The sequence below is a fragment of the Aeromonas sp. Lyrl_2 genome, from assembly GCF_051948815.1.
Classification (GTDB): Bacteria; Pseudomonadota; Gammaproteobacteria; order Enterobacterales; family Aeromonadaceae; genus Aeromonas; species Aeromonas veronii.
On the sequence record NZ_JAYJLJ010000001.1, the window covers coordinates 273,316 to 291,051 of the forward strand.

The following is a 17,736-nucleotide window of genomic DNA, read 5'->3' on the forward strand; positions in this document are numbered from 1 at the left end:
CTAACATAAAGCAATGACATGCAATGTCAACTCGATGAAACCTGTCGTAAAATGCATGCCTTGGATCAACCGTATCTATCACGGATTGCACGAGTCTTTCACATGACAAAATGGACACTGGGGTACCGCTATCCCATCGCCCTGACTATCAGCCTGGCCCCCGCACTCACCCCTATGATGGTGCAGGCGGCCCCGTTCGAAGCGCCGCCAGCCACCGGCATTCTCGATAGTCTCTGCTATGACTATGTTCCCAAGATAGAGAAGCCAGCATCGGATCAGGATGCCAACGCACAGCCGGTCGAGGTTGATGCCGACCGTCTCGAGGCCAAACAGGGCGGCACCGCCGTCTATGAAGGTGACGTCAAGGTTCGTCAGGGTGTTCGCAAGTTTGACTCCGACTATGCCCAACTCGACCAGAAGAGCCGGGATGTCATCGCCATCGGCAACATCTATTACAACGACGGTCAGGTGACCGTCACCAGCGACAAGACCCTCAAATCCAACCTGGATACCAAGAACTCCGAACTGGAAGAGGGCAAGTATCAGGTGCATGGCTCACCGGTGCGCGGCTTTGCCAAGCGCGTGGTGATGACCAACAACAACCAGAACATCACCATGGAGGGGGCTCAGTACACCACCTGCCCCCCCGGTCAGGAAGTGTGGACCCTCAAGGCGGGCAGTATCGACATCGACCAGAAAGAGGTGTTCGGCGAAGCCTGGAACGCCAGCCTCTGGCTTTACGACTATCCGGTGTTCTACTTCCCCTATATCAACTTCCCCATCAAGGATGAGCGGAAGACCGGTCTGCTCTACCCGGGTTACAAGCAGAGCTCCAGCAACGGCATGGATATCACCCAGCCCTTCTACTGGAACATAGCTCCCAACTACGATGCCACCATCACCTCCCGTTTTATGGATAAACGCGGCCTGATGGAACAGGTGGAGTTCCGCTACATGCCGGACCCCGCCCACACCGGCACCCTCTATTTTGAAAATCTGGCGGATGACAAGCAGTACAGCCCGAGCAATCCGAGTCTGGCGGGCCTGTCCGATGGCCATCGCTACCTGATGAACGTCCGCCACGGTTCCGCCCTGATGGATGGCAGCCTGCGTTTTGGTATCGACTACACCCAGGTGCGCGACAAGGATTACAACTACTTCAACGACTTCAGCCCGCAAGTGGGCACTCAGGTCGACAGCCAGTTGCAGCAATCCTTTACCGCCGGCTACTACCAGCCCAACTGGAACCTCACCTCCGAGGTGCGCCGCTACCAGATCCTGAGCCCATATGCGCTGCTGCCCCACGAGATGCTGCCGCGTATCGACTACAACCACTATCAGCAAGGTAAGTGGTTCGATCTGGCCTGGAACAGTGAACTAACCAAGTTTGGCTATGACAGTGGCAGTGCCGCCACTCTGCAAGCAGGTGAGCGCTATACCGCCACCCGCCTGCATCTGGCGCCAACCCTGACCGTGCCCCTGGTGGATGCACCGGGTTACTACCTGACCAGTCAGTACAAGCTGATGTTTACCTCCTACAACCAGGAGGTACCCGATAATCTGGTTAGCCAGGACCGCAGCCGCTTTACCGATGCAGACAGCAAACAGCTGACCCTGAAAGAGGGCACCATTACCCGTACTCTGCCCTCCTTCCGCCTCAAGGGGGGCGTCAACTTCGATCGGCCGCTCGACTGGTATGATGGCAAGGGCACCCAAACCCTGGAACCCGAGTTCCAGTACCTCTATATCCCTTACAAAAATCAGGACGAGATCGGGATCTACGACTCCACCACCACCCGTCAGGATTACTACAGCCTGTTCAGTGATCGCCGCTTTGCCGGTCTCGACCGCATCAGCGATGCCAACCGGGTCACCATTGGCCTGACCAGCCGGGTCTATGACAATGTGGGTGATGAACGGTTGCGTCTGGCGGTGGCCCAGGCCTTTGAAATGACGCCACCCAAGGTGCGCCTCTACCCTTCAAATCCGGAAAGTACCAACGCCCGCTCTCTGCTCTCGTTCGAGGGGGATGCCCGGATCACCGATGAGTGGTTTGCCCACGCGGGAACCCAGTACGATACCTCCGAGGGTGAATTTACGGCTGGCAACGGTGCAGTCGAGTACCGGACCGGCAAGCTGACCACTCAGGTCAACTACCGCTACATCAAGGATGGCAACCTGGACTATCGCTATCCGACCAACACGGCGCTGGCAGAAGATCTGAGCCAGGCGGGTCTGGTGATGATGGCGCCGATCGCCGATCAGTGGCAGATGTATGGCGGTTACTACCGTGACATCAAGCAGGATGTGAACATTGACCGCAAGATCGGTGTCAAATACGACTCCTGCTGCTGGAGCATCAACATGAGCCTGGAGTGGCACAATCAGCCGGACAACGTCACCCTGAAACCCACTTCGGAAAAAGTCATTGGTCTGCAGTTTGAAATGAAGGGACTTGGCAGCGTGGGTACCGGTGGCCGCAGCGTCACCCTGGATACCGAGCTGTTGCCCTATGTTCGCCCGTTTAATCTGAAAGGCCAGCAATGATGCTGGCCCAGCCTTGAGAGATGGATATGAAAAAGACCCTGATTGCCCTGCTGACCGCGGGAATGTTCGGTGCCATGAGCCAGGCCGCACTGGCTGCGCCCGAGCTGATGGACAAGGTGCTGGCCGTGGTCAACAAGGACGTGGTGCTGTCCAGCCAACAGGACGCACTGGTCAACAAGGTAAAACTCTCCGCTCAGGAGAGCGGCCAGTCCCTGCCTGACGACGCCACCCTGCGCAAACAGGCGCTGGATCGCCTGATCCAGGAGAGCCTGCAGCTGCAACTGGCGGAGCGCCAGGGGCTGAAGATCAGCGACACCCAGCTGGAACAGGCTATTCAGGGCATCGCTGCCGACAACAAGATGACCCTGGATCAGCTGCGGGCCCAGCTCGCCCGTGAAGGGATGACCTATGCCCAGTATCGGGAAGAGGTGCGCCGCGAGATCCTGATGAACGAGGTGCGCCGCAACCAGGTGCGCCGCCGTATCAACATCTCCGAGCAGGAGGTGAAGCAGGTGGTGGAGATCCTGAAGAAACAGGGTCAACAGCAGAACGAATACCACGTCGGCCATATCCAGATTGCCCTGCCGGACAACCCCACTGCCGCCCAGCTGGATGCCGCCAAGAGCAAGATCGAGCGTATCCTGACCGCCCTCAAGCAAGGTGCCGACTTCCGCAAACTGGCCATTGCCGAGAGTAACGGTCCCAAGGCGTTGGAAGGGGGCGACTGGGGCTGGATGAGCCCACAAGAGATGCCGACCCTGATGGCGGAAGCGGTACAGGGTGCCAAGAAGGGCGACATCGTCGGCCCGCTGCGCTCCGGCGCCGGCCTGCACATTGTCAAGGTGTTCGACACCAAGGGTCAGCAGCAAGTGATGCAGACCGAGGTGAAAGCCCGCCACATCCTGATCAAGCCGTCCATTATCCTGAGTGAAGAGAAAGCCAAGGGGATGCTGGACGGCATTCTGCACGACATCAAGAGCGGCAAGGCAAGCTTCGCCAGCATGGCGGAGAAGTACTCCGAAGATCCGGGCTCTGCGGTGCAGGGTGGCGAACTGGGGTGGTCTGATCCCAACGTCTATGTCCCCGAGTTCCGCGACATGGTCAACCGTCTGCAACCGGGCCAGATCAGTGCCCCGTTCCGTACCAGCCACGGCTGGCACATCGTGCAGGTGGAAGATCGCCGCAGCCAGGATGCGACCGACAAGGCTCAGGAGCAGCGCGCCTACCAGCTGATCTACAACCGTCGCTTCGTGGAAGAGTCCCAGGCGTGGCTGGATGAGCTGCGGGACGAGGCCTACATCCAGATCGAAGGAGCCGGTAGCTGATGAGCTGCCGTCGCCTTGCCGTTACCCCGGGCGAACCGGCCGGGATCGGCCCGGACTTAGTGCTGCAGATTGCCCAGCAGGATTGGCCCCACCAGTTGGTGGTGATCGCCGATCCGGCGCTGCTGCGCGAGCGGGCAACCCTGCTTGGTCTGCCCATTGAGCTTGAGCCCTACGATGCCAGTCAACCTGCTCAACCGCAGCGAGCCGGCACCCTGACGGTATGTTCTGTCTCTCTCGGTACCGCCGTGGTGCCGGGCGAGCTGAACGAAGGCAATGGCGCCTATGTGCTGGCGACCCTGCAGCGTGCCTGCGATGGCAACATGAGCGGCGAATTTGCCGCCGTGGTGACCGGGCCGGTGCACAAGGGGATCATCAACCAGGCCGGGGTCTCGTTCAGTGGCCACACTGAGTTCTTTGCCCAGCAATCCAACACCGCCGATGTGGTGATGATGCTGGCAACCGAGGGGCTGCGGGTCGCACTGGCGACTACACATATTCCGCTGGCCTATGTAGCGATGGCCATCACCGAGGATCGCCTCGGCAAGGTGATCCGGATCCTCAACGAGGATCTCGCCACCAAGTTTGGCATCGCCAAACCCCGTATTTACGTCTGCGGCCTCAACCCTCATGCCGGGGAAGGTGGCCATCTAGGACGTGAAGAGATTGACGTGATCGAACCCGCCCTGGCTACTTTGCGCCAGGAAGGGATCGATCTGGTCGGCCCGTTACCGGCCGACACCCTGTTCCAGGAGAAATACCTCAAGGATGCGGATGCGGTACTCGCCATGTACCACGACCAGGGGCTGCCCGTGCTCAAATACAAGGGCTTCGGCAGTTCGGTCAATATCACTCTGGGGCTTCCCTTCATCCGCACTTCGGTGGATCACGGCACCGCGCTGGATCTGGCAGGCAAGGGCCTGGCCGATCCGGGCAGCCTTGTCACCGCGATTAACCACGCCATCAAGATGGTAGAGAAAAAAAGATATGAGCAGTAAGGTGCACATGGGCCACACGGCCCGTAAGCGTTTCGGTCAAAACTTCTTGCACGACCGGTATGTGATCGATCAAATCGTCGCCGCCATCAACCCGCAGCCAGGTCAGAATCTGGTGGAGATCGGTCCGGGTCTGGCCGCGCTGACCGAGCCGGTCGCCGCCCAGATGGACAAAATGACCGTGGTCGAGCTTGACCGGGACTTGGCTGCGCGCCTGCGCGAGCACCCGACACTCAAAGACAAGCTGACCGTCATCGAAGCGGACGCCATGCGTTTCGACTTCGGCACCCTGATGGGTGAAGGCAAGGGGCCGCTGCGCATCTTCGGCAACCTGCCCTACAACATCTCCACCCCGCTCATCTTCCACCTGTGCGAATTTGCCGACCGGGTTGAAGACATGCATTTCATGCTGCAAAAGGAAGTGGTGTTGCGTCTGGCAGCAGGCCCGGGCAGCAAGGCTTATGGCCGGCTGAGCGTGATGACCCAGTACTACTGTCAGGTCGTGCCTGTGCTGGAAGTGGGCCCGGGCGCCTTCAAACCGGCGCCGAAAGTGGACTCTGCCGTGGTTCGCCTGATCCCGCACAAGAATCCGACCATAGTCGCAAAAGACATTCGTTGTCTGAATCGCGTCTGTACCGAGGGCTTTGGCCAGCGTCGCAAGACCATCCGCAACAGCTTCTCCAACTTCATCACCGACGCCCAGCTGACCGAGCTTGGTATCGATGGCAACCTGCGCCCGGAGAATCTCTCCCTCGAGCAGTTTGTCATGATCGCCAACTGGCTGGCGGATCAGCAACAGGCCTGATCCTGTGGCACTCCCGCACATCGAGATCCGCCCATACCCCGTGTATGTGGCGGGCTCCAAAGACCCTTACCAGTTTCACTATCTGATCGAGATTGAGAATCTGGGGCCCGGCCCGGTGCAACTGCTGCATCGGCGCTGGCTCATCACCGATGCCAATGGCAAGATGCTGGAAGTGGCAGGCCCGGGCGTGGTCGGGGAACAACCCGTCATTGCCGAAGGTGAGACCTACCGCTACCAGAGCGGCGTGCCGCTGGCGACCCCGCTTGGGGTGATGGAAGGGAGCTATACCCTGCAAGATGGCTCTGGTCAGCAGTTCGAGGCGCACATCGCCCCCTTCACGCTGGCCATCCCCAATATTATCAACTGAGGTTTCATGGCGAACTGTTTTGTCGGTGACATCCAGGGCTGTTACGACGACTTGCGCCGTCTGCTGGATCTTGCCGCGTTCGATCCCGACCAAGACGTGCTCTGGCTCTGCGGCGATCTGGTCGCCCGCGGCCCGGACTCCCTCAATACCCTGCGTTTTGTCAAAGGGCTGGGCAACCGTGCCGTCACCGTGCTCGGCAACCACGACCTGCACCTGCTGGCTGTCGCCGATGGCGTTGCACCGCTCAAGAAGAAAGACAAGCTGCAAAGCCTGATGGATGCCCCTGATCGGGATGAACTGCTGGAATGGCTGCGCCACCGCCCGCTACTGGCCGAACATCCGGATCTGCCCATCATGATGGTGCATGCCGGGATCTCCCCCGCATGGGATGTCCGTACCGCGCGCAACTGCGCCCGCGAGGTAGAGAGCCTGCTGCGCGGTGACCAGTACAGCTGGCTGCTGCACAACATGTACGGCGACCAGCCCGATGGCTGGAAAGATGATCTGGTCGGGATCGACCGCTACCGCTACATCATCAACACCTTCACCCGGATGCGCTTCTGCTACTTCGATGGCCGACTCGACTTCAAATGCAAGAAGGGTCCCAAGGAGTCGACCCCGGGGCTGCGTCCCTGGTTCGAGCAGCGCGAGCATCACGTAGATGACCCCATTCTGGTGTTCGGCCACTGGGCCGCCCTGATGGGCAACACCGGCAAGAGCGATATCAAGGCGCTCGATACCGGCTGTGTCTGGGGCAACAGCCTGACCCTGTGGCGCTACGAGGATGATGCCCTGATCACCACCCCCTGCCCGGTTCACGCCAGCTAGGGGGAGCACTGCAATCAGGCGGTCGCGATCGCTGCCGAACGGATGGCCACAACTCGTTCCAATAACAAAGCCCGGCAATCTGCCGGGCTTGCTGTTTTAGGCTCCCTGTTTTCCGGCGAATGAAGTTACAACTTGCGCCCCAGCCGCTTCTCGATCTGGCGCCTCTCCCATTCGGGGCCAAACAGCTTGAAGGGCTGAAACACCCGAACAGCATGGGAGGCAAGTCCCAGTCCCCAACCCAGGGTTGGCCACCAGGCCCAGATGTACTCCGGATTGCTCAGGTAGTTGATGACAAACAGCCCGCAGATCACCACCACGTAGCTGGCGACATGGTGATAGAAGCCCTTGAGCTCCTCCACATAGCGCATTGCCGCCCGCTCCTCTGCCGATACCTGCACCGCATCCTGACCCATAGTGTCACTTCCTCTCATCTCGCGCTCCTGTTGCTCTGATCCATCCAGTTGAGCCACATCGAGTTCAAAGACGGCGGCCAGGGCCTTGAGAGATTCCAGTCCGGGTTGCTGCCCCTGCTCGATCCGCTGGATAGTGCGGACACTCAAACCAGTCAACGTTGCCAACTGCTCCTGAGACCAACCCCGTTGCAATCTCAACTTCCTGACGATCATCTCGAACTCCTTGTGGTAATTGACAGGGCCAGCATAGGGCTTGCGCCGCGAAAGGTGACACGACAGATAGCCGACATACATCTGACAGTCCTTTAAAATCAGATGGTTAAGATTTTTATCTTGTCAGTCAGCCGCTCGCTCCCCCAGATATTGCACAAACCGTAACAGATAACCATCGGGATCCTGCAGCAAAAATTCGCGCTGCCCGGCCAGCATCTCGCCCACTGGATACCAGACCTCAGTGGGCTGCCGGAAAAGTGCAATCCCGGCGGCCTGCAAGCGATCGAGTAGCGGCTGGATCTCGGTCAGCTCCATCTGCAGATTGATCCCCCGACCGAACGGTGGCTCCAGCGCCCCGACCTGCCAACCCGCCGGATGTACCTGCTCCAGCATCAGTTGTACCTGTTGCTGCTCAAGATAAGCAAAAGGAGGGTCATCGCGCCGATAGCGGACCGAGAAGCCCAACAAACCGGTATAGAAAACCAGAGCTCGAGCCAGATCGGTAACTGACAGCTCCGGTACCATGGGATTCCAATACACCTCATCCACCGCGACAGTAGGGTTCGTCATGGCTTACAGGCTCTGCATCAGCTCGGCGGCGATTTCAAAGGAGCGCAGTCGGGCCTGATGATCGACGATGGGGCCATTGAACATCAGCTCATCGGCACGGGTTTCCGCCAGCAGCGCCTTGAGTCCATGACGAACCTGCTCAGGGTCGCCCACCAGAGATCGGGCCAGAGTCTGCTCCATCGCCATCAGCTCACGGGGCGCCCACTCGTCACCAAGCTGGACGACCGGCGCGGGCAGCTTGCCCGCATCACCGCGATGAAGGCGCAAGAACTGCTGCTGCACGGTAGTGAACTGGAAGCGGGCCTCCCGCTCGCTGTCGGCGGCGATCATGTTGATGCAGACCACCGCATGGGGCTTGGGCCAGCGAGCAGAGGGGCGATACTGGCTGCGGTAGATCTCCAGCGCCTGCAGCAACATGGCGGGAGCAAAATGGGAGGCAAACCCGAACGGCAAGCCCATCGCCGCTGCAAGTTGCGCGCTGTAGAGGCTGGAGCCCAGCAGCCAGATGGGTAGATGCAGCCCCTTGCCGGGCACCGCCTGCACTGCGCTAACATCGTCGCCAAAGTAGCTCATCAGCTCGCGCACATCGGCCGGAAAATCATCCACCTCGCTGCTGCGCATTCGCCGCAGCGCCCGCATGGTGCGCTGATCGGTCCCGGGGGCGCGACCAAGGCCGAGATCGATGCGATCCGGATAGAGCGAAGCCAAGGTGCCAAACTGTTCGGCAATCACCAGCGGCGAGTGGTTCGGCAGCATGATGCCACCCGCGCCGATCCGCAGAGTGGTGGTGGCCTCGGCCAGATGGCCGATCAGCACCGAGGTGGCGGCACTGGCAATGCCCGGCATGTTGTGATGTTCGGCCAGCCAGTAGCGCTGGTAACCCCAATCCTCGGCATGGCGGGCAAGATCCCGTGAACGGCGAAACGACTGGGCAGGCTCGGAACCCTCGGCAACAGGCACCAGATCGAGCACGGAATAGGGGATGACAGACATTGGTCACTCCATTGATTTACACACCAGTAACAAGTGGGGCAATGTAGCACGGGATACCTGAATGAATCACTATCTCCTGCCACACTCTGCCTGCCAAGCGGCAGCAATCGAACGGAACAAATCTCAGGCAAGTATTGTTTGAACGCTCATCCTGCTGGCCGCGCATGCACGGGGGTGGATCATATTTTCTTACATTTGCGGGCTGGCCTCAGCGCCCCCGGCTGGTTATAACGGTGCCCCTATAGCGAAGGGGGAGCAATAGACTCCCCCTCACTTTTTGTCACACCACACTGTTCAGGTTATCTATGTCAAAACATCTCGTTCTGCTGGGCGCGCTGACGCTCTCCGGCTGCGCCTTGTTGTCTCCCTCCGCCCCCACCGTCACCCCGGTGCTCCTTGCTGATGCCAGCCAGCGCGGTTTTTACATTGAGTGCAGCAGCATGAATGCCTGCTTCCAACAGGCCAACCAGACCTGCCCGCAAGGTTACAAGGAGACCGATCGTCGCCAGCAGACGCTCTACAGCACCCAATACCGGGGCGGAAGCTATGACAAGGAGAAGAAAATCTACCAAGCTGCCAAGCCCTATAGCATCGCCAACACGGTCCACTCGTTGACCATCCAGTGTCCGATCTGAGCATAACGTCACGCTAACGCATACTGCGGCCGGTACGGGATACCAAGGCCCCAGCCGGCACGCTACCACCCTTTTCTTGTTCCACTGAGCACAAACCTCTTATGTCACAGAGAATTGTCCTGCTGGGCAGTATATGGCTGTCCGGTTGCGCCCCCGCCACTGTCACTGAGCTCACCTCCGCAGATTCCTCGCTGCAACGATTCCTGATCGAGTGCAGTGCGCCGGATGATTACCAGCAACAGGCAAGCTTGAGCTGTCCGCAGGGCTATCAGGAAACCGATCGCAGCCAGCATACCTTCACCAACGTTCAGATGAGCATGGGGGGCTCCGACCCGATGAGGGGATTTAGCCCGAGCTTCCCCCAGATCAGCACCTTCACCATCCATACCCTGCTGGTACAGTGTCCCCGCAAGCCGGCACAGCCCCACCCGCAGGGACACTGATGAGCAAGGGCCCGCAGGCCCTTCTCTCTTGTTACCAGTACTCAGCCCACGGGAATGATCCACACCTTGCAGCGCGGGACGTTTTGCACATAACCCGCGTCATCCATCAAGCCCGGAGAAAAGAGGAAAAGCCATAAAAAAACGGTCAACCGAGGTTGACCGTTTTTCACTGCGCTGCGCCCTTAGAACAGCAGGTGTGCCACCCCGGCAATAACCGGCAAGGTAACCAGAGTGCGCAGCAGGAAGATAACGAACAGCTCCCACAGCTTGACCGGGATCTTGCTGCCCAGCAGCAGGGCGCCCACTTCCGACATATAGATCAGCTGGGTTACCGACATGGCGGCAATCACGAAGCGGGTCATGTCACTCTCGATGGTCGAGGCCAACACTGCCGGAATGAACATGTCGGCAAAACCGACCATGATGGTCTTGGACGCCGCTTCAGCCTCCGGCAGTTGCAGCAGCTCCAGCAAGGGGACGAACGGGGCGCCAAGCCAGTTGAAGATAGGGGTGTGCTCGGCCAGCATCAGGGCACAGGTACCGATCGCCATCACCACCGGCAGCACGCCAAACACCATATCCAGTGCATTCTTCACCCCTTCCCGCGCGACGGCGCCGAGATCAGTCATGCTGTCAGCCTTGGTCAGCGCTCGCTCGAAGCCATAGCTCATCACGCTGTGCTGGTGCGGCACGGCTTCCTGCTTGCGGCACAGGGGGGTGCCATCGGCATAGATGTCCTTCTTCCAGCAGAGCGGTGGCAGACGCGGCACCACGATAGCGGCAACCACCCCCGCCAGACAGACGGTCAGGTAGAAGGGGACGAACATGTGCTCCAGCTTCACTTGGGAGATCACCACCAGACAGAAAGTGATGGAGACCGCAGAGAAAGTGGTGCCAATCACCGCGGCTTCACGCTGGGTATAGAACTTCCCTTCGTACTGCTTGCTGGTCAGCAGGATGCCGACGCTGCCATCGCCAAGCCAGGAGGCAAAGCAGTCCACTGCGGAGCGACCCGGCAACCGGAACACCGGACGCATGATGCGGGTCATCATGGTGCCGACAAATTCCAGCAGCCCGAAATCGAGCAGCAACGGCAGCAGCAGGCCGGCAAAAATGAAGACCGAAAACAGCACCGGCAGCAGATCGTTGAGCACCAGTCCACCGGTTGCACCTGAGTAAAGCACCTCTGGCCCCACCTGGAAGAAGGTCAGCAGCACGAAGATACCGCCCAATACCCGCACACAGGCCCAGAAAGGGGAGACATTGAACAAGCTGTTGAGGAAAGGACGACGCACCAAGATCGCTGGCTTGAACAGCCAGGCAATCAGCGTCATCAGCATGGTGGTGGTGATCACCGCACTGACCATGGCGACCAGATAATCGGCAAAAACGCGCTGTACCAGCTTGGCCAGCACGGCCACCGGGATGGTGACGTTACCGTCATAGACGACCGGCGTCATGAACAACAGGATCCCGATAAGTGACGGAACCAGAAACATCAACAAGTTACGGCGAGTATTGACCGCAGGTGCTTCTAGACTCTTTTCCAACATGATATGACTGCCCTAATGTTACTTTTCCCTAGCCCGGCCAACCTGCGTATTCATGCATTAACCGGCAAAGCGGGCGCAAGAATACTCTAAAAAAATGCACAAACAAGCCCTTAAGACAGAAATCTGCGCATAAATATTTCCACAGGCAAACCTTCCATCAAAACAATAAGATACAGCGTCGCATATCGATTCAATCGACATCGCCAGATGATTGTTTCGTTATTGTTAATTTTGGTGGGCAGTATAATCGGTTATCAGTAGCAGGCAATAAGTGACATCACAAATATACCTAATGAGTTGCTGCTCGATAGACATAAAAAAACCGGAGCCTGTTCAGGCTCCGGTTTTCAATGAGAGTAACGGGGATCAGTCGCGGACGTAGATGACTTCAACGCCATCATCTTCGTCGTCATCCCAATCGTCATCATCAAGCCCTTCATCGAAGGCAAGAGAGGCAGCCAGTGCTTCCGCTTCAGCCTTGGCCAACTGGTTCTTGTGGTAGTCGTCCCACTTGAACTCCACCTTCTCGATGGCGTCTTTGGCATCTTCCGCCAGCTGACGGGGCATGGTATCCAGCAGATCCAGAATGTCGTAGCAGACCTTCTTAGTACCTTCCTTGCTGATGGCAGTGATGGCATAGACCGGACCTTCATGGTTCAGGGCCGCCTTGACGCGCTCCATCACCTCCTGGGCTTCCTCTTCCAGGATCAGATCCATCTTGTTGAACACCAACCAGCGCGGCTTGCCAGCCAGTTCCGGGCTGTACTTCTCCAGCTCCTTGACGATGGTCACGGCATTTTCAGCAGGATCGGAGCCATCAACCGGGCAGATATCCACCAAGTGGATCAGCACGCGGCAACGCTCGAGGTGTTTCAGGAAGCGGATACCCAGACCTGCACCTTCGGCAGCGCCTTCGATCAGACCCGGGATATCGGCGATCACGAAGGAGCGGGAGTTCTCACCACGCACCACACCCAGGTTCGGTACCAAGGTAGTGAAGGGGTAATCAGCTACTTTCGGGCGAGCTGCAGAAACGGCGCGAATAAAGGTAGACTTGCCTGCGTTGGGCAGACCCAGCATGCCGACATCGGCCAGCAGCAGCAGTTCCAGCTTCAGGGTGCGCACTTCACCCGGAGTACCGTTACTCTTCTGGCGGGGAGCACGGTTGACGGAGCTCTTGAAGCGGGTGTTGCCCAGACCGTGGAAACCACCTTTGGCAACCAGTAGCTTCTGCTCGTGGTGGGTCAGATCCCCCAGCAGTTCACCGGTATCTTCATCGGTCGCACGGGTACCGACCGGCACACGCAGGATCTTGTCCTTGCCGCGGCGACCGGTACAGTTGGCGCTCTGGCCATTCTCACCGCGCTCGGCAGCATGGAAACGCTCGAAACGGTAGTCGATCAGGGTATTGAGGTTCTCGTCGGCGATCAGATATACGTCGCCACCGTCACCGCCGTCACCGCCGTCCGGACCACCGTTGGGAATATATTTTTCACGGCGAAAGCTTACACAACCGTTACCACCGTCACCGGCATCGACTCGAATCTGGACTTCATCAACAAACTTCATAGGTAACCGTCACCTTAATTCGAAAAACCGATACGCAATTATAGTGGTACAGACCCCTGCGGGCGATACGCATCTTGCCAATCATGCCCGTCAGAGCCAAAGTCAGCTGCGTTCCGTTTTTTCGTCAACGACATCAGAAAGACGTCAGAAAAACAAAAGCCCCGCCTGTTGGCGGGGCTTCGGATCCTTGCGGTCCGTAATTACTCAGCAACGATGCTAACGTACTTACGATTCAGCGGACCTTTAACTTCGAACAGGATTTTACCAGTCGCGGTAGCGAACAGGGTGTGATCCTTGCCCAGACCAACGTTGGTGCCAGCGTGGAACTTGGTACCACGTTGACGAACGATGATGCTGCCAGCCAGAACTGTTTCGCCGCCGAAACGCTTCACGCCCAGGCGTTTAGCTTCAGAATCGCGACCGTTGCGGGATGAACCGCCAGCTTTTTTGTGTGCCATTTATCGGACTCCTCTAATTAAGCGCTGATGCCAGTGATTTTGACTTCAGTGAACCACTGACGGTGGCCCGCTTGCTTACGATGGTGCTTACGACGACGGAACTTGACGATAGTCACTTTCTCGCCACGGCCGTGAGCCACAACTTCAGCTACAACCTTGCCACCTTCAACGAAAGGAGCACCTACTTTAAAAGTGTCGCCTGCAGCAACCATCAGAACTTCGTTGAAGTCGATGGTAGCGCCAGTCTCAACGTTCAGCTTTTCCAGACGAACGATTTGACCTTCGGCCACACGGTGTTGTTTTCCGCCGCTTTGGAATACCGCGTACATTTGATTAACTCCGTAAAGGCATGTCTTTTGCTCAAGGCTAGACATGCGCAAAAACCTATAACAATGGGCGGGCATTCTACGCAAATCGATCTGCTCAGGCAAGGCCAATTTAGCAAAAAGTTTATTTTGTGCGCATATCTGCCGCCGTGGATAAACGCCTAACTGTAACCCATTGTGAAATCGTGTAGAATCCCTGCCATTACTAAAATCGCAGTTATTGCTGCTGTCACGTTACGAGACTTATGGACCAACAGACTATCCGTGCGCTCTGTGCCGCCGACATGACGGCGGTCAATGAACTGATCCTGGCCCGACTCCAGTCCGATGTCAGTCTGATTAATCAGCTGGGTTTCTACATTGTCAGCGCCGGCGGGAAACGGATGCGCCCCATGCTGACCGTGATGGCTGCGCGTGCGCTGGGCTATGAGGGTGAGGATCACCTGAAACTGGCCGCCATCATCGAATTCATTCACACCTCTACCCTGCTCCATGACGACGTGGTCGACGAATCCGACCTGCGCCGTGGCAGGGAGACCGCCAACGCCATGTTTGGCAATGCCGCCAGCGTGCTGGTCGGTGACTACCTCTATAGCCGCTCCTTCCAGATGATGGCCGAACTCTCCAACCTGCGGGTGATGGAGATCCTCTCGGATGCCACCAACACCATCGCCGAAGGGGAAGTGTTGCAGCTGATGAACTGCAACGATCCGGACACCACCGAAGAGAGCTACATGACGGTCATCTACTGCAAGACCGCCAAGCTGTTCGAGGCCGCTACTCGCCTTGCAGCCGTGCTGACTCATCAGCCCGAGCCCGTCGAGCAGGCCATGACCGATTACGGCAAGTATCTGGGCACCGCGTTCCAGATCATCGATGACGTGATGGACTACTGCTCCCAGAGCGAAGAGATGGGTAAGAACGTCGGAGACGATCTGGCCGAAGGCAAACCGACCCTGCCGCTGCTGCGCGCCATGGAAGTGGGCACGCCGGAAGAGCGCCAGCTGGTGCGCGATGCCATCGAGCACCGCAACGGCATGGAGCATCTTGAGCAGATCCTTGGCATTCTCGATCGTACCGGCGCGCTGGAGTACTCCCGCATGCGTGCCCGGGAAGAGGCTGACAAGGCCATTGCCGCCCTCGCCATTCTGCCGGACTCCCAACACAAGCAAGCGCTGGAAACACTGGCCCACATGGCCGTGCAGCGCAGTGCCTGAGTAAACGACATGGATGAAAAAAGAGGCCTGCGGCCTCTTTTTTATTGTCTGCTATCTGCTGAACTGTGCATTGCGACAGACTCAGCGACTCAGCATCCAGAGGATCACGCTACCTGCCACCACTAGCGAGCCGCCGATACGGCGCAACTGCTCCGGTGGCTGATCGCTCAGCAGCCGCAACATCTGCTGCCATGCCCTGGGCATCAACAGCGGGCCGAGCCCCTCGAACAACAACAGCAATCCCAACCCCATCAGCATGGATGTCAGCATCCGACCTCCTTCAGCACAGCGTCAACACAACCAACCACTGGTGGTCGACGGCTGGCGTTGGCACCAAAAACAAAAGGGTCTGACAATGCAGACCCTTTGAATGTGACCTCGTGGCGATTACTGCTTGGTGCCGTGAGGAGACTTGAGGTAACGGAAGAACTCGCTGTCCGGCTTCAACACCATCAGGTCGTTGCCACCGGCGAAGCTCTTGCGATAGGCCTCCATGCTACGCACGAAGCTGAAAAACTCGGGGTCTTTCTTGTAGCTGTCGGCATAGATCTTGGCGGCTTCCGCATCCCCTTCACCGCGCAGCTGGCGAGCGTTACTCTCGGCGTCAGCGATCATGACGGTTACCTTGCGGTCGATATCGGCACGCAGGATTTCAGCCTTCTCGCGACCCTGAGAGCGGTGCTCACGGGCGACTGCGGTACGCTCGGCGCGCATCCGCTGGTAGATGGAGTTGGAGACTTCCACCGGCAGGTTGATCTGCTTGATCCGCACATCCACCACCTTGATGCCGAGCTCGGAGGAGCGCGCCATCTTCTTCAGGGCATCTTCCATCACGGTACTGCGCTCACCGGAGACGATGTCCTTGATGGTGCGGTTACCGATCTCGGAACGCAGACCGTTGTTGATCTTGCGCTTGAGCAGATCTTCAGCCTGCAGCTTGTTGCCACCACCAGTTGCCAGGTAGTACTTGGAGAAGTCCTCGATCTTCCACTTCACGTAGGAGTCGATGATCAGGTCTTTCTTCTCGGAGGTAACAAAACGGTCGGCCTGGCTGTCAATGGTCTGGATGCGGGCATCCATCTTGCGAACCTGGTCGATGAGCGGCACCTTGAAATGCAGGCCCGGCTCATAGAGGCGGGGTTCACCGGAGTCAACCCGTTTCACCTTGCCAAACTGCACCACAATCCCCTTCTGACCTTCATCAACGATAAAGACAGAGGAGAAGCAGACCATGGCCGCGACAGCGATTGCACCAATAGCTAGCTTTTTCATCTATCAGTTTCTCCCTGAGCTGAAGCGGTCACCGCTACGCAGCGGCATTGTCGGGGTAGAGTTGGCACCCTCGTTGGAAACGGGGACCTGCTCTGTGACCGGGGCGACAGTGGCACGATCAAACTGGGCAGCCTTCGGCTTGCCAGACAGCTTGTCGAGCGGCAGGTAGATCATGCTGTTGTTGCCAGCCGGCATGTCGACCACCACCTTGTTGGCCTGCTGATAGAGATCTTCCATGGTTTCCAGATAGATACGCTCACGGGTCAGCTCGGGGGCAGCCAGATACTGGGGCAGCAGCTCGTTGAAGCGAGCAACTTCACCCTGGGCTTTCAACACGATCTGGGATTTGTAAGCTTCCGCTTCCTGCTCCAGACGCTTCACCTGACCACGGGCCTTGGGCTCGACTTCACGGGCATAGGCTTCTGCTTCACGAATGAAGCGCTGTTCATCTTCCTGAGCGGAGATGGCGTCATCAAACGCGTCTTTCACCTCTTCCGGCGGACGCGCCGGCAGGAAGTTGACGTCGACGATCTGCAGACCCATCTGGTAGGGCTCGATGATGCCATCGATCACCTGCCAGGTCTCCTGACGCACTTTCTCACGACCGGTAGTCAGCACGTCATCCATCCGGGTATGGCCCACCACGTAGCGCAGGGCGCTATCGGTAGCCTGGCCCAGACTCTCGTCGGCATTGGTCACGCTGAACAGATACTGCTCGGGATTGACCACACGGTACTGCACGTCCATCTCGACCCGTACCACGTTCTCATCCTGCGTCAGCATGAAACCGGAGGCAGGCAGGGAGCGCACGGACTCGACGTCCACCGGGATCACCTGATCGATAAAGGTCGGCTTCCAGCGCAGGCCCGGCTCGACAATATGGGAAAACTTGCCAAACCGCAGCACGGCACCACGCTCCGCTTCGCGAATGGTGTAGAAGCCGCTGACGACCCACACCACCACAGCCACAACCAGCGCGATGGAGATACCAAAGCGACCTACATCGCCGCCAGATTTGCCGCCACCAAACAAGCCACCGAAACGGCGACTCACTTTGCGCAGCATTTCATCCAGATCAGGGGGTCCCTGATTCTTGCCGTTATTCCCCCAAGGGTCACGGTCTTTGCCGTTGTTACCAGGCTCATTCCAAGCCATCAGCGTCTCCATTAATACATGCGGATGGATATCATCTCTATCGGGCCATCATACG

General features: G+C 58.2%; 19 protein-coding genes. 9 read left to right on the forward strand and 10 right to left on the reverse strand.

Annotated elements, in window-relative coordinates; genetic code table 11:
* Positions 1 to 102 precede the first annotated feature (102 nt).
* The 6 genes from lptD to VF684_RS01345 are packed head-to-tail and all read left to right on the forward strand — an operon-like array spanning position 103 to position 6,864.
* Entirely contained in the window at positions 103 to 2,547 is a 2,445-nt protein-coding gene (gene lptD, locus VF684_RS01320; protein ID WP_279488899.1) for an LPS assembly protein LptD, read from the forward strand.
* A 26-nt stretch (positions 2,548 to 2,573) separates the two neighbouring features.
* Positions 2,574 to 3,872 carry a peptidylprolyl isomerase SurA gene (gene surA, locus VF684_RS01325; RefSeq protein ID WP_069526625.1) on the forward strand — a complete coding sequence of 433 codons (1,299 nt, stop codon included), beginning with the start codon at positions 2,574 to 2,576 and terminating at the stop codon, positions 3,870 to 3,872.
* Positions 3,872 to 4,867, forward strand: coding sequence for a 4-hydroxythreonine-4-phosphate dehydrogenase PdxA (gene pdxA / locus VF684_RS01330; RefSeq protein ID WP_279489692.1), 996 nt, complete (start codon positions 3,872 to 3,874; stop codon positions 4,865 to 4,867). The genes surA and pdxA overlap by 1 nt, the downstream gene beginning before the upstream one ends.
* The gene (gene rsmA, locus VF684_RS01335; protein ID WP_005339016.1) at positions 4,857 to 5,669 is read left to right on the forward strand and encodes a 16S rRNA (adenine(1518)-N(6)/adenine(1519)-N(6))-dimethyltransferase RsmA; all 813 of its coding nucleotides are present in this window, start codon (positions 4,857 to 4,859) and stop codon (positions 5,667 to 5,669) included. Before pdxA ends, rsmA begins: the two co-directional genes overlap by 11 nt.
* A 4-nt stretch (positions 5,670 to 5,673) precedes the next feature.
* Positions 5,674 to 6,036 (forward strand): Co2+/Mg2+ efflux protein ApaG, encoded by a 363-nt coding sequence (apaG, locus tag VF684_RS01340; protein WP_100654475.1) that lies wholly within the window; start codon positions 5,674 to 5,676, stop codon positions 6,034 to 6,036.
* A 6-nt stretch (positions 6,037 to 6,042) separates the two neighbouring features.
* Positions 6,043 to 6,864 carry a symmetrical bis(5'-nucleosyl)-tetraphosphatase gene (locus VF684_RS01345; RefSeq protein WP_069555848.1) on the forward strand — a complete coding sequence of 274 codons (822 nt, stop codon included), beginning with the start codon at positions 6,043 to 6,045 and terminating at the stop codon, positions 6,862 to 6,864.
* Between the two features lie 125 nt (positions 6,865 to 6,989).
* Here VF684_RS01345 and VF684_RS01350 read toward each other — a convergent pair whose 3' ends face one another.
* From VF684_RS01350 to VF684_RS01360, 3 genes are all read right to left on the reverse strand, one after another.
* Positions 6,990 to 7,490, reverse strand: coding sequence for a 2TM domain-containing protein (locus VF684_RS01350; RefSeq protein ID WP_159158270.1), 501 nt, complete (start codon positions 7,488 to 7,490; stop codon positions 6,990 to 6,992).
* A gap of 123 nt (positions 7,491 to 7,613) precedes the next feature.
* A complete protein-coding gene (locus VF684_RS01355; RefSeq protein WP_179214473.1) occupies positions 7,614 to 8,060 on the reverse strand; it encodes a bleomycin resistance protein in 447 nt (148 codons plus the stop codon).
* A gap of 3 nt (positions 8,061 to 8,063) precedes the next feature.
* The gene (locus tag VF684_RS01360; protein ID WP_376898984.1) at positions 8,064 to 9,053 is read right to left on the reverse strand and encodes a luciferase-like monooxygenase; all 990 of its coding nucleotides are present in this window, start codon (positions 9,051 to 9,053) and stop codon (positions 8,064 to 8,066) included.
* Between the two features lie 305 nt (positions 9,054 to 9,358).
* On the opposite strand from VF684_RS01360, the gene VF684_RS01365 reads away from it, so the two are divergent.
* Together VF684_RS01365 and VF684_RS01370 are read left to right on the forward strand one after the other, a co-directional pair.
* Entirely contained in the window at positions 9,359 to 9,688 is a 330-nt protein-coding gene (locus tag VF684_RS01365; RefSeq protein ID WP_376898986.1) for a hypothetical protein, read from the forward strand.
* A 101-nt stretch (positions 9,689 to 9,789) separates the two neighbouring features.
* Positions 9,790 to 10,131 (forward strand): hypothetical protein, encoded by a 342-nt coding sequence (locus tag VF684_RS01370; RefSeq protein WP_376898987.1) that lies wholly within the window; start codon positions 9,790 to 9,792, stop codon positions 10,129 to 10,131.
* Positions 10,132 to 10,313: 182 nt separating this feature from the next.
* On the opposite strand, the gene VF684_RS01375 is transcribed toward VF684_RS01370, so the two are convergent.
* The 4 genes from VF684_RS01375 to rplU all read right to left on the reverse strand — a co-directional run bounded on the left by VF684_RS01375 (position 10,314) and on the right by rplU (position 14,040).
* Entirely contained in the window at positions 10,314 to 11,684 is a 1,371-nt protein-coding gene (locus tag VF684_RS01375) for a YjiH family protein (RefSeq protein ID WP_064338715.1), read from the reverse strand.
* Between the two features lie 366 nt (positions 11,685 to 12,050).
* The gene (cgtA, locus tag VF684_RS01380) at positions 12,051 to 13,253 is read right to left on the reverse strand and encodes an Obg family GTPase CgtA (RefSeq protein ID WP_151285929.1); all 1,203 of its coding nucleotides are present in this window, start codon (positions 13,251 to 13,253) and stop codon (positions 12,051 to 12,053) included.
* A 200-nt stretch (positions 13,254 to 13,453) separates the two neighbouring features.
* Positions 13,454 to 13,711 (reverse strand): 50S ribosomal protein L27, encoded by a 258-nt coding sequence (gene rpmA / locus VF684_RS01385; protein WP_005339028.1) that lies wholly within the window; start codon positions 13,709 to 13,711, stop codon positions 13,454 to 13,456.
* A gap of 17 nt (positions 13,712 to 13,728) precedes the next feature.
* Positions 13,729 to 14,040, reverse strand: a complete 312-nt coding sequence (gene rplU / locus VF684_RS01390) for a 50S ribosomal protein L21 (RefSeq protein ID WP_005304210.1) — start codon at positions 14,038 to 14,040, stop codon at positions 13,729 to 13,731.
* Between the two features lie 242 nt (positions 14,041 to 14,282).
* Here rplU and ispB point away from each other — a divergent pair, with 242 nt between their 5' ends.
* Entirely contained in the window at positions 14,283 to 15,254 is a 972-nt protein-coding gene (gene ispB, locus VF684_RS01395) for an octaprenyl diphosphate synthase (RefSeq protein ID WP_279497501.1), read from the forward strand.
* An 81-nt stretch (positions 15,255 to 15,335) separates the two neighbouring features.
* Here the strand turns inward: ispB and VF684_RS01400 are convergent, their stop codons facing one another.
* The 3 genes from VF684_RS01400 to hflK all read right to left on the reverse strand — a co-directional run bounded on the left by VF684_RS01400 (position 15,336) and on the right by hflK (position 17,681).
* Complete coding sequence (locus tag VF684_RS01400; protein ID WP_005339036.1) at positions 15,336 to 15,524, reverse strand: DUF2065 domain-containing protein; 189 nt, start codon at positions 15,522 to 15,524, stop codon at positions 15,336 to 15,338.
* Between the two features lie 117 nt (positions 15,525 to 15,641).
* The gene (gene hflC / locus VF684_RS01405) at positions 15,642 to 16,526 is read right to left on the reverse strand and encodes a protease modulator HflC (RefSeq protein ID WP_005339038.1); all 885 of its coding nucleotides are present in this window, start codon (positions 16,524 to 16,526) and stop codon (positions 15,642 to 15,644) included.
* Positions 16,527 to 16,529: 3 nt separating this feature from the next.
* Positions 16,530 to 17,681 (reverse strand): FtsH protease activity modulator HflK, encoded by a 1,152-nt coding sequence (gene hflK / locus VF684_RS01410; protein ID WP_376898989.1) that lies wholly within the window; start codon positions 17,679 to 17,681, stop codon positions 16,530 to 16,532.
* Positions 17,682 to 17,736: the final 55 nt, after the last annotated feature.

What these genes read in the sequence shown, in the direction of transcription:
- lptD (WP_279488899.1), top strand. Translation starts at nt 103, where the DNA reads ATGACAAAATGGACACTGGGGTACCGCTATCCCATCGCCCTGACTATC.
- surA (WP_069526625.1), top strand. Translation starts at nt 2,574, where the DNA reads ATGAAAAAGACCCTGATTGCCCTGCTGACCGCGGGAATGTTCGGTGCC.
- pdxA (WP_279489692.1), top strand. Translation starts at nt 3,872, where the DNA reads ATGAGCTGCCGTCGCCTTGCCGTTACCCCGGGCGAACCGGCCGGGATC.
- rsmA (WP_005339016.1), top strand. Translation starts at nt 4,857, where the DNA reads ATGAGCAGTAAGGTGCACATGGGCCACACGGCCCGTAAGCGTTTCGGT.
- VF684_RS01345 (WP_069555848.1), top strand. Translation starts at nt 6,043, where the DNA reads ATGGCGAACTGTTTTGTCGGTGACATCCAGGGCTGTTACGACGACTTG.
- VF684_RS01350 (WP_159158270.1), bottom strand. Translation starts at nt 7,490, where the DNA reads ATGATCGTCAGGAAGTTGAGATTGCAACGGGGTTGGTCTCAGGAGCAG.
- VF684_RS01355 (WP_179214473.1), bottom strand. Translation starts at nt 8,060, where the DNA reads ATGACGAACCCTACTGTCGCGGTGGATGAGGTGTATTGGAATCCCATG.
- VF684_RS01360 (WP_376898984.1), bottom strand. Translation starts at nt 9,053, where the DNA reads ATGTCTGTCATCCCCTATTCCGTGCTCGATCTGGTGCCTGTTGCCGAG.
- VF684_RS01365 (WP_376898986.1), top strand. Translation starts at nt 9,359, where the DNA reads ATGTCAAAACATCTCGTTCTGCTGGGCGCGCTGACGCTCTCCGGCTGC.
- VF684_RS01370 (WP_376898987.1), top strand. Translation starts at nt 9,790, where the DNA reads ATGTCACAGAGAATTGTCCTGCTGGGCAGTATATGGCTGTCCGGTTGC.
- VF684_RS01375 (WP_064338715.1), bottom strand. Translation starts at nt 11,684, where the DNA reads ATGTTGGAAAAGAGTCTAGAAGCACCTGCGGTCAATACTCGCCGTAAC.
- cgtA (WP_151285929.1), bottom strand. Translation starts at nt 13,253, where the DNA reads ATGAAGTTTGTTGATGAAGTCCAGATTCGAGTCGATGCCGGTGACGGT.
- rpmA (WP_005339028.1), bottom strand. Translation starts at nt 13,711, where the DNA reads ATGGCACACAAAAAAGCTGGCGGTTCATCCCGCAACGGTCGCGATTCT.
- rplU (WP_005304210.1), bottom strand. Translation starts at nt 14,040, where the DNA reads ATGTACGCGGTATTCCAAAGCGGCGGAAAACAACACCGTGTGGCCGAA.
- ispB (WP_279497501.1), top strand. Translation starts at nt 14,283, where the DNA reads ATGGACCAACAGACTATCCGTGCGCTCTGTGCCGCCGACATGACGGCG.
- VF684_RS01400 (WP_005339036.1), bottom strand. Translation starts at nt 15,524, where the DNA reads ATGCTGACATCCATGCTGATGGGGTTGGGATTGCTGTTGTTGTTCGAG.
- hflC (WP_005339038.1), bottom strand. Translation starts at nt 16,526, where the DNA reads ATGAAAAAGCTAGCTATTGGTGCAATCGCTGTCGCGGCCATGGTCTGC.
- hflK (WP_376898989.1), bottom strand. Translation starts at nt 17,681, where the DNA reads ATGGCTTGGAATGAGCCTGGTAACAACGGCAAAGACCGTGACCCTTGG.